A 10,411-nucleotide genomic window follows, 5' to 3' on the forward strand; every position below is an offset into this window, starting at 1 on the left:
TGCGGCCGAGCCATTAAACTAGTCCCTGTTAAGTGCGGGTACGCACGAGTAAGTGCGGTCACGCACGGGCAATACGTGAAAGGTCTTGGATTGAAGACGGCAGAGATCAAGCAACGCTGGTTGGACTACTTCGAAGCGAACGGGCACACCGTGGTCCCCTCGGCGTCGGTGATCAGCTCCGATCCGTCCATCCTGTTCAACATCGCAGGCATGGTCCAGTTCATCCCCTACCTCACCGGCCGGGAACCCGCACCATTCAACCGCGCCACCAGTGTGCAGAAGTGTGTGCGCACCGCCGATATCGAAGAGGTCGGCAAGACGACGCGCCACGGTACGTTCTTCCAGATGAACGGCAACTTCTCCTTCGGCGACTACTTCAAACGCGATGCCATCAAGTTCGCCTGGTCACTGCTGACGAACCCCGTCGCTGAGGGCGGCCTGGGCTTCGACCCCGAACTGCTGTGGGCGACCGTCCACGAGGACGACACCGAGACCATCGACATGTGGCTGGAGGAGACCTCCATCCCGCGTGCGCGCATTCAGCTGCGCGACAGCGAAGACAACTTCTGGCACACCGGCCAGCCCGGCCCCGGCGGCTACTGCTCGGAGATCTACTTCGACCGCGGTCCCGACTACGGCGTCGAAGGCGGCCCTGTGGCCGATGAAGACCGCTACATCGAGATCTGGAACCTCGTGTTCATGGAGTTCGAACTCTCCGAGGTGCGCTCGAAGGTCGATTTCGACATCGCCGGGGACCTGCCCGCGAAGAACATCGACACCGGTATGGGACTCGAGCGCGTGGCGTTCCTGCTCCAGGGTGTGGAGAACATGTATGAGATCGACGAAGTGTTCCCCGTCATCGAAGTCGCCAGCCGCCTCTCCGGCCGCGAGTACGGAGCAGACGAACACGCCGATGTGCAGATGCGCGTCGTCGCCGACCACGTCCGTTCGGCTCTCATCATCATCGGCGACGGAGTCCGCCCCGGAAACGAAGGCCGCGGCTACATCCTCCGCCGACTGCTCCGCCGTGCCGTGCGCGCGATGCGGCTGCTCGGTGTCAAGGACGAGGTCCTGCCCGAGCTGCTGCCCGTGTCCATGCAGGCGATGAAGCTGTCCTACCCCGAACTCGAAACCGACTTCGACCGGATCTCCCGGGTCGCCTACGCCGAGGAGAAGGCGTTCCTGCGCACACTGGAATCCGGCACCCAACTGTTCGCGAACGCCGCCGATTCGCTCACCGGACCCGAGAAGACCATCAGCGGCGACATCGCCTTCGCCCTCCACGACACACACGGCTTCCCCATCGACCTCACCATGGAGATGGCCGCCGAGGCGGGACTCAACGTCGACGAGACCGGGTTCCGTGAGCTCATGAGCGAGCAGCGCACCCGTGCGAAGGCCGATGCGAAGGCGAAGAAGGGCGGCGGGCACACCGACCTGTCCGCCTACTCCGCTCTGCTCGACGAAGGCAGCAGCGAATTCGTCGGCTACGACAGGCTCGAAGCCGATTCGCGGGTCCGCGGCATCGTCGCAGACGGGGTCGCCACCGAGGTGCTCACCGCCGGCCAGAGCGCCGACGTCGTCCTCGACCTCACCCCGTTCTACGCCGAATCCGGCGGCCAGCGCGCCGACGTCGGCCTCATCTCCGGGCACCGTTTCACCGCCCGCGTCACCGATGTGCAGAACCCGGTCAAGGGACTGCCCGCCCACCGTGTCGAGGTCATCGACGGTGAACTCCACGTCGGAGACGAGGTGCTCGCCGCCGTCGACCACGACCACCGGTTCCTGGGCGCCCAGGCTCATACCGCCACCCACCTCGTCCACGCTGCGCTGCGCGAGATCCTCGGCAACCACGCCGTGCAGGCGGGTTCGCTCAACCAACCCGGCTACATGCGCTTCGACTACTCCTTCCCCGAAGCCCCGAGCCCGCAGATGCGGGCCGAGATCGAAGAGGTCGCCAACCTCGCCGTGCGTTCGAACTACGAAGTCGGAACCGAATACATGCCCTTCGACGCGGCGAGGAAGTCCGGCGCCATGGCCCTGTTCGGTGAGAAGTACCCGAACGTGGTGCGCGTCGTCGACATCGGCGGGCCCTTCTCCCGCGAACTCTGCGGCGGCACCCACGTCGGAGCATCGGCCGAGGTCGGACCGATCTCCGTGCTCTCCGAAGCCTCCGTGGGATCGGGAGTCCGCCGCATCGAAGCCGCCGTCGGCATGGATGCCTTCCGCTCGCTGGCCGCCGAACGCACGATCGTGTCCTCACTGTCCGAAATGCTCAAGGTTCCCGGCACCGACGTCACCTCGCGGGTCTCGGACCTCATGAGCCGACTCAAGGACGCGGAGAAGGAGATCGCCCGCCTCAACGCACAGCAGCTGCTCGCCTCGGCCGGGAAGTACCTCGACGAGGCGCAGACCGTCGGTGACACCCTCTTCGTCGTCGCCGAGCTCGGCGATGTCTCCAACGCCGGTGACATCCGCACCGTCGTCACCGAGCTGCGCGGCCGCGTCAACGATCGGCAGGCCGTGGTCCTCGGGCTGGGTGTGAGCAACGGCAAACCCGTCGTCGTCATCGCCACCACCGAAAAGGCCCGCACCGCCAGTCTGCAGGCGGGCAAGCTCGTCTCCCTGGCCTGCAGCGAACTCGGCGGCGGAGGCGGCGGCCGGCCCGACCTCGCCCAGGGCGGCGGCAGCGACTCCACAGCGATCCCGGCCGCCATCGCGGCCGTCAAGGCGGCCATCCAGTGAGTTTCCGCCGAGGTCGCCGCCTGGGCCTCGACATCGGTTCGGTGCGGATCGGGGTCGCCTCCTGCGACCCCGACGGCATCCTCGCGACTCCGCTCTGCGTCGTCCGTCGCAAGGACGAACCGGCGGCATTGAAGGAGCTGCGCGAACTCGTCGAGGAATACGAACCCATCGAACTCCTCGCCGGTGACCCGAAGTCCCTCGACGGGGCTGCCCGCGCGGCGGCCGCCTCGGCGCTGGAATTCGCCCGCAAGGTCGCCGCCGCCACCGACACACCCGTCCGCCTCATCGACGAACGGTTCACGACCGTCGAAGCCCACCACGCCCTGGCTGCGGCCGGGAAATCCGTGCGTCAGCGGCGCGAGATCGTCGACGCCCAAGCCGCCGTCATCATCCTGCAGAACGCCCTCGAGTTCGAACACAACACCGGTGTCCCCGCCGGACGCGAGATGCCCGACGAGGAGAGTGAGCAATGAACCCGTTCCCTGGCGAGTTCTCAGCAGATGAAGGACTAACCCGTTCAGAGATCAAGGCGAAGGCGCGGCGGCGGATGATGCGCCGGCGGCGGACGACGACGATCATCGTCATCTGCGTCCTCGTCTTCGGCATCGGCGGATTCTTCGGGGTCAAGGCTGCCGGAGGAGTCTTCGACGACCTCTTCGGCCCCAAAGGCGATTACGAAGGCCAGGGCACCAACGAGGTGTCCATTGAGATCGCCCCCGGTTCCTCTGCGCGCACCGTGGCCAACCAACTCGTCGAAGAGGGCGTGATCATGAACTCGGGTCCCTTCCTCGACGAAGTCGAACGCCGGGATGCGACCATCCAGGCCGGCACGTGGACGATGCGGGAGAAGATGAGCTCGAAGGCCGCGGTCGAAGCGCTCATCAATCCCATCGCCCCACCGAAGATCACGGTCGCCGAAGGCAAGCAGGTCGAGGAGATCAAGGCGATCATGATCGAATCGGGGATGAATGCCGACGAGGTCGACAAAGCCCTCGACGACAAGACCCCGAAGGACTACGGCCTCGACATCGACGCCGAGAGTCTCGAAGGCTACCTCTATCCGGCGACCTACGAAATGAATAAGACGAAGACCGCCGAGGATGTCGTCCAGGAGATGGTCGACAAGACCGAAGCCGAACTCGACGACCTCGGCATCGAGGCCAAGGACGCCAATCGCATCCTCACCCTGGCCAGCCTCGTGGAGAAGGAATCCCCGGGCGATGAAGAGGTGCGCAGGAAAGTCGCCCGTGTGTTCCTCAACCGGATCTCGGACAAGTCGAAGACCGGCGGGCTGCTGCAGTCCGATGCCACCGTCGCCTACATCCACGGCGCCCGGTCGGACCTGACGACGACGAAGGAAGAGCGTCAGTCGGATTCGCCGTACAACACGTACAAGAAGAAGGGGCTGCCGCCCGGACCGATCAACGCCCCGAGCGAGGGCGCGGTGGAGGCCGCACTCAACCCGGCAGACGGTGATTGGCAGTTCTTCGTGGCCACGAACCCGGACACGGGGGAGACGAAGTTCGCGAACACCTACGACGAACACCAGAAGAACGTCGAGATCTACCGGAAATGGCTCAAAGAGCACAACTCCGACGGCGGCAAGGAATGAGGATTCGCGCCGCGGTGCTGGGATCGCCGATCGCGCATTCGAAGTCACCGCTGCTGCACCGCAGCGCCTTCGCCGCCCTCGGCCTGGGCACGAGCGAGTACTCCCGACACGAACTCGTCGCCGATGAGCTCGAGGCGTTCCTCGACGCTCATCCCGAGCACACGGGATTCTCGCTGACGATGCCGCTCAAGGACCGCCTCGTGACCTTAGCCGCCGAACGAGGCTGGTCGATCGATGACACGGCCGCTCTCACCGGAGCCGGCAACACCCTCGTGCGCACCGGAGACGAGACGGCGGTGGCGAACACGGATGTGCGCGGCATCGTCAGGGCCATCGCCCCGCACCTGAGTGCGGGACGGAACCACGATGTCACCCGGGAGAGCAGCGCGGGAACCGGACGAGCGACGATCCTCGGTGCCGGGGCCACGGCCGCCTCGGCGCTGGTGGCCTGCCGCGATCTCGGCATCGCCCATGTCGACTTCCGCGTCCGCAGACCCGACCGAGCCGGCCGGGTCCTCGACCTCGCCGCTCGGCTCGGTCTGACCGCCTCGGTGGGAGGCCTGGACCGGATCGATCCGTCAGCGGTCGTCATCTCCACTCTGCCCGCCGAGGCGGCCCCCGAACCGGTCTGGGGCGGACCCCGCGCGGATTGGGGTGGGGTGGCTCTCGACGTCGCCTACGCCGCGGATTCGGCGTTCCTCGCCGCAGCCGCAGCCCACGGACTGCACCCGGTCATCGGCACGGCGATGCTCGTCGAACAGGCTGTGGCCCAGTTCGAGATGTTCTTCGACGCCGCCGCGGCGACGGGCACCGACGAAGCCGGCGTGCAGCTGCCGGCGGGACCGGAACTGCTGGAGCGGATCGCGGACGCGATGTACGCTGCCCTGGCGGAGTCTCCCGCCCGGTCCCGGAACTGAGCGGAGGAGACGGTGGAGGCCGGGGTGCTGCACGGAATGGTCACTGGACTCACGGTCCTCACCGCTTTGGCCGTCGGCCTCCTGCTCGCCCGGACCCCGCGATTCTGGCTCCACGATGACAGCCATCTGGCCCGGTGGCGAGCCTTCCGGATCCCGCACGGACCCTGGCCGGTGCTGGTCGGAATCCTCATCGCCGTCGGTGCCGCCGGAGTCTTCCAGCTCACCGTGCTCGCACCGGTCACCGGATGGGCCGCCTCGGCGCCGCTCAGCGCGACAACGCTGACCGCTGTGCATCCGAACTCGGCCGACCTCATCGTCTCGGGCCTGTTCCTCGGACTCGCCGCAGGCGTCACACCATTCCTCATCCTCGCTGATGTCATCGTGCGCCGGCTGCCCGACCGGATCGTCTACCCGACGATGCTGGCCGGTGCGGCCCTGCTCATCGTCGGCTCCGTGAGCGGGCAGATGCGGTTCTGGTTCACCGCATTCTTCGCCGGTCTCCTCGCCCTCGTGCTCTTCGGTCTCCTCCATCTGCTCGGGCGGGTGCTGCGAACCCAGACGATGGGCCTCGGGGACGTCAAACTCGCGTTCCTCGTCTTCGCCGTCGCCGGACTCTATGACCCGTGGGCGCCGCCGCTGGTCCTTGTCGTGATGATGCTCATCGCCGGCGTGTGGGCGCTCATCGGAGCGATTCGAGCCCGGCGTCTGCGCGGGGTGACGATCGCTTTCGGACCGGCGATGCTATCCGGGATGTGGCTGGGGTCGGTGCTCGCTCCAATCCTTTTGTAGAATCGGTGGAATGTTGAGATGGCTGACTGCAGGCGAATCCCACGGCGAGGCGCTGACCGGGATCATTGAGGGGCTTCCGGCCCATGTACCGATCACCAGAGACGATATCCGCGCGAGCCTGGCTCGCCGCCGACTCGGCTACGGCCGCGGCGCTCGGATGAAGTTCGAAGCCGACGAGGTGAGGCTCCTCGGCGGCGTCCGCCACGGCGAGACCCTCGGCTCACCCGTGGCCATCGAGGTCGGGAATACGGAATGGCCGAAATGGGAGTCCGTGATGAGCGCCGGCCCCGTCGACGCAGCCGAACTCGAAGGACTGGCCCGCAACGCACCGCTGACCCGTCCCCGTCCCGGCCACGCCGACATCGTCGGCATGCAGAAGTACGGCTTCGACGAAGCCCGTCCGGTGCTCGAACGCGCGTCCGCCCGCGAAACCGCGATGCGCGTGGCCCTGGGCACCGTGGCCGCGAACTTCCTCGGTGAACTCGGCATCACCCTCGTCTCCCACACCGTGGCCATCGGCGGAGCCGAACACGACTCCGAGGCCGTGCCCGATCTGCCCACCGCCGCCGACGTCGACGACCTCGACGCCGATCCGGTGCGCTGCTTCGATCCCGCACTGTCGGCGGCGATGGTTGCTGAGATCGACACGGCGAAGAAGGCCGGGGACACGCTCGGGGGAGTCGTCGAGGTCCTCGCCTACGACCTGCCGCCGGGGCTCGGCTCCCATGTTCACTGGGACCGCCGGCTCGACTCCCGCCTGGCTGGAGCCCTCATGGGCATCCAGGCGATCAAGGGAGTCGAAGTCGGTGACGGCTTCCTCACCACGAAGCGTCCCGGTTCGCAGGCCCATGACGAACTCGAAGTCGGCCCCGATGGCTTCCGCCGCGGCAGCAACCGTGCCGGAGGCACCGAAGGCGGAATGTCGACCGGCGGGCCGTTGCGGGTGCGTGCCGGAATGAAGCCGATCGCCACGGTGCCGCGTGCCCTGTCGACCGTCGACGTCGAGACCGGCGAGGCGGCGAAGGCGAACCACCAGCGCTCCGATGTCTGCGCGGTCCCCGCCGCCGGAGTCGTCGCCGAAGCGATGGTCGCGCTCGTCCTCGCCGAGGCCGTGGTCGAGAAGTTCGGAGGCGACTCCGTCGCCGAGACGAAGCGGAATCTGGACGCCTACGCAGCGGCGATTCCGGAGAACCTTCGCATCGGGCGATGAACCAGGCCCCGCTCCCGAAACCGGTTCCGCCGTTGGAACCGGTTCCCGCCGCGCTCTCGCGCATCGTGCTCTCCGGACCGCCGGCAGCCGGAAAGTCGACGATCGGTCGGCTGCTGGCCGACCGGCTCGGACTGCCGCTGACGGACACCGATGCGAATATCGTCGAGAAGTACGGGGTCATCTCCGAGATCTTCGTCGAGCGCGGAGAAGACCACTTCCGTCGGATCGAGCGCGAGGTCGTGCGCCGGGCCCTGCGGCGACTGCTCGACCGGCCGGGCATCGTGTCCCTCGGCGGAGGAGCGATCCTCAACTCGGGCACCCGTGCCCAGCTGCTCCACCCGGCGATCAAGGTCGTGCACGTCGATATCGATGTCGACACGGTGTCTCAGCGCCTGACCGCCCCGCATCGTCCGCTGCTGCGCGGAGCCGGCACGGCGGTGGAGAACTGGCTGGCGCTGGTGGAGGAACGCGAACCGTATTACGAACAAGTCGCGACCTTTCGCGTCCAGGCCTCGAACTCTCCGCCGTCGACGGTGGTCAACCGTGTCGTCGATGTGCTCACCGGTCTGCAGCGGGCCGAAGAATACGCGAAGTACGCTCACCTCGATGACGACGGCAGCAGCGGGGCGCACGGGGAGTAGGCCGCCGGCGTCGTCGCACCCGCTGAGCGCCCGCGGGATGAGACGTTGCCCACCACGAGCGCGGGACTCCTCGCCCGCACCCGCCCCGCAGGGCTAGGCTGAGACGGGGCCGGTGCCGCATCGGACACCGGACGAAGAAGACGCTGAGAACGATCAGAAAGACGGACGAATGAGCCTCACACGCATCAATGTGGACGCCGGTGGAACCTACCCGGTCCTCGTCGGCCAGGGACTGCTCGGCGAACTGCCCGGGCTGCTGGGCAATCGAGTCGAGAAGGTCCTCGTCATCCACCCGCGTGCCCTGCGCACCACCGGTGAGAGCGTCCGCGACGACCTCGCCGCCGCCGGTCTCGAGGCTGTGGCCGCGGAGATCCCGGATGCCGAAGAAGCCAAGCACGTTCAGGTCGCGGCCTTCTGCTGGCAGGTGCTCGGTCAGTCCGACTTCACTCGCACCGATGCCATCGTCACCGTCGGCGGGGGAGCCGTGAGCGATCTCGGCGGCTTCGTCGCCGCCACCTGGCTGCGCGGCATCCGCGTCGTCCACATCCCCACCACCGTGCTCGGCATGGTCGACGCCGCAGTCGGCGGCAAGACCGGCATCAACACGGCCGAAGGCAAGAACCTCGTCGGGTCATTCCACGCCCCGGCCGGAGTGCTCGTCGACCTCGACACCCTGGGCACCCTGCCGGAGAACGAGCTCTTCACCGGACTCGCCGAGGTGGTCAAGACCGGCTTCATCGCCGACAAGTCCATCCTCGATCTCATCTCCTCCCACTCGAAAGAGGAGATCGGTGATGTGCAGGGTCCGGTGCTGCGTGAACTCATCGAACGCTCCATCCGCGTCAAGGCCGAAGTCGTCTCCGGCGACTTCAAGGAATCCGGCCATCGGGAGATCCTCAACTACGGACACACCCTCGGACACGCGATCGAACACAAAGAGCGCTACCAGTGGCGGCACGGGGCCGCGGTGTCCGTGGGCATGGTCTTCGCCGCCGAGGTCGCCTCGATGGTCAAGAGCCTCCCGTATGAAATCGTCGACCTCCACCGGGAGCTTCTGAGCAAGCTCGGCCTGCCCACCGGCTACCGCTCGGATGTGTGGCCGCAGCTGCTGGACACGATGAAGCGAGACAAGAAGGCCCGCGGAGCAATGCTGCGCATGGTGCTGCTGAGCGGAATCGGAGATCCGAGCACCGTCGAGATCCCCGACGCTTCGATCCTCTTCACCGCCTACCAGGAGGTCGGTGAGAGCGCACCGACGGTCTCGCTGCGCACCGACCTCGGCTGACAGCACAGCCCGGCCCCGGACCGAGCACGGCCTGGGCACTCAACCGAAAGCCTGCGCAACACCCGCTCCGGCCCTCGGATGGAAGCCGCTCTGCGAGCTTGCTAGAATTGCCCAGTGGCGCATTCGTCGACCCTCAGCAGAGGGTCGCGCACGGCGCCGGCCAACTGCGATCACCGCTCGGTGATCTGGACTGAAGCGAAGAAGGACGAATTAGTGGCGACAACGAACGACCTGAAGAACGGCCTCGTGCTCAACCTCGACAACCAGCTGTGGCAGGTGCTGGAGTTCCAGCACGTCAAGCCCGGCAAGGGTCCGGCGTTCGTTCGCACCAAGCTCAAGAGCGTGACCTCCGGCAAGATCATCGACAAGACCTTCAACGCCGGCACCAAGGTCGAGACCGCCAATGTCGACCGCCGCGACATGCAGTACCTCTACCATGACGGCACCGACTACGTCTTCATGGACGCCGAGGACTACGATCAGGTTCCGATCTCGCCCGAGCTCGTCGGCGATGCGGCGAACTACATGCTCGAGAACCAGCAGCTGCAGGTCTCGTTCCACGAAGGCACCCCTCTGTCCGTTGAGCTGCCGCCGTCGGTGGAACTGAGCATCACCCACACCGAACCCGGTCTGCAGGGCGACCGTTCGACCGGTGGTTCGAAGCCCGCGACGCTCGAGACGGGCTACGAGATCCAGGTTCCGCTGTTCCTCGAAGAGGGCACCAAGGTCAAGGTCGACACCCGCACCGGCGATTACCTCGGACGCGTCAAGTAAGTGGCGTCCGCACGAACCCGAGCCCGTCGCAGGGCTCTCGAGCTGCTCTTCGAAGCCGGGCAGCGTCGACTGGCCATGGACGAACTCGTCACGATGCGGTCGAACGACCCCGACTATCCGATGAAGGAATACGCGGTCGAGATCGTTCGAGGCATCACCGAGAAGCAGGCGGAGATCGACGAGATCATCTCCACCCATTCTCAGGGCTGGACGCTGGACCGTATGCCCGCAGTCGACCGATCCCTGCTCGAGATCGGCACCTGGGAGCTGCTGTTCAACGATGACGTCCCCGACAAGGTGGCCATCGACGAAGCCGTGTCCCTGGCACGGCAGTTCTCCACGGATGACTCACCGAACTTCGTCTCGGGTCTGCTCTCACGCATCCTCGACGTCAAACCGACGCTCATCTGAGTCGGCGGGTCCGGACTCCGGACCCGC

The 10,411-nt window shown here is 66.6% G+C and carries 10 protein-coding genes; all 10 read left to right on the forward strand.

Annotated elements, in window-relative coordinates:
• Window positions 1-90: 90 nt before the first annotated feature.
• The 10 genes from alaS (at window position 91) to nusB (ending at window position 10,384) form a co-directional block, all read left to right on the forward strand.
• Window positions 91-2,745, forward strand: a complete 2,655-nt coding sequence (gene alaS / locus ACSE4D_RS16875; protein WP_135541111.1) for an alanine--tRNA ligase — start codon at window positions 91-93, stop codon at window positions 2,743-2,745.
• On the forward strand, window positions 2,742-3,218 hold the full coding sequence (gene ruvX / locus ACSE4D_RS16880) for a Holliday junction resolvase RuvX (RefSeq protein ID WP_135541109.1): 477 nt from the start codon (window positions 2,742-2,744) through the stop codon (window positions 3,216-3,218). Before alaS ends, ruvX begins: the two co-directional genes overlap by 4 nt.
• Window positions 3,215-4,357: an endolytic transglycosylase MltG gene (mltG, locus tag ACSE4D_RS16885; RefSeq protein WP_135541107.1), complete on the forward strand. Its 1,143-nt coding sequence runs from the start codon at window positions 3,215-3,217 to the stop codon at window positions 4,355-4,357. The genes ruvX and mltG overlap by 4 nt, the downstream gene beginning before the upstream one ends.
• The gene (locus tag ACSE4D_RS16890; RefSeq protein ID WP_135541105.1) at window positions 4,354-5,274 is read left to right on the forward strand and encodes a shikimate dehydrogenase family protein; all 921 of its coding nucleotides are present in this window, start codon (window positions 4,354-4,356) and stop codon (window positions 5,272-5,274) included. The genes mltG and ACSE4D_RS16890 overlap by 4 nt, the downstream gene beginning before the upstream one ends.
• A gap of 36 nt (window positions 5,275-5,310) precedes the next feature.
• Window positions 5,311-6,063 (forward strand): prepilin peptidase, encoded by a 753-nt coding sequence (locus ACSE4D_RS16895; RefSeq protein WP_135541103.1) that lies wholly within the window; start codon window positions 5,311-5,313, stop codon window positions 6,061-6,063.
• Window positions 6,064-6,073: 10 nt separating this feature from the next.
• Entirely contained in the window at window positions 6,074-7,273 is a 1,200-nt protein-coding gene (aroC, locus tag ACSE4D_RS16900; RefSeq protein WP_135541102.1) for a chorismate synthase, read from the forward strand.
• A complete protein-coding gene (locus ACSE4D_RS16905; RefSeq protein ID WP_135541100.1) occupies window positions 7,270-7,914 on the forward strand; it encodes a shikimate kinase in 645 nt (214 codons plus the stop codon). Before aroC ends, ACSE4D_RS16905 begins: the two co-directional genes overlap by 4 nt.
• Window positions 7,915-8,083: 169 nt before the next feature.
• Window positions 8,084-9,199, forward strand: coding sequence for a 3-dehydroquinate synthase (gene aroB / locus ACSE4D_RS16910; protein ID WP_135541098.1), 1,116 nt, complete (start codon window positions 8,084-8,086; stop codon window positions 9,197-9,199).
• A 213-nt stretch (window positions 9,200-9,412) separates the two neighbouring features.
• A complete protein-coding gene (efp, locus tag ACSE4D_RS16915; protein ID WP_135541096.1) occupies window positions 9,413-9,973 on the forward strand; it encodes an elongation factor P in 561 nt (186 codons plus the stop codon).
• The gene (gene nusB, locus ACSE4D_RS16920) at window positions 9,974-10,384 is read left to right on the forward strand and encodes a transcription antitermination factor NusB (RefSeq protein ID WP_135541095.1); all 411 of its coding nucleotides are present in this window, start codon (window positions 9,974-9,976) and stop codon (window positions 10,382-10,384) included.
• Window positions 10,385-10,411 lie beyond the last annotated feature (27 nt).

The sequence above is a fragment of the Brevibacterium sp. FAM 27836 genome (assembly GCF_051351055.1).
In the GTDB taxonomy this organism is placed as follows: Bacteria; Actinomycetota; Actinomycetes; order Actinomycetales; family Brevibacteriaceae; genus Brevibacterium.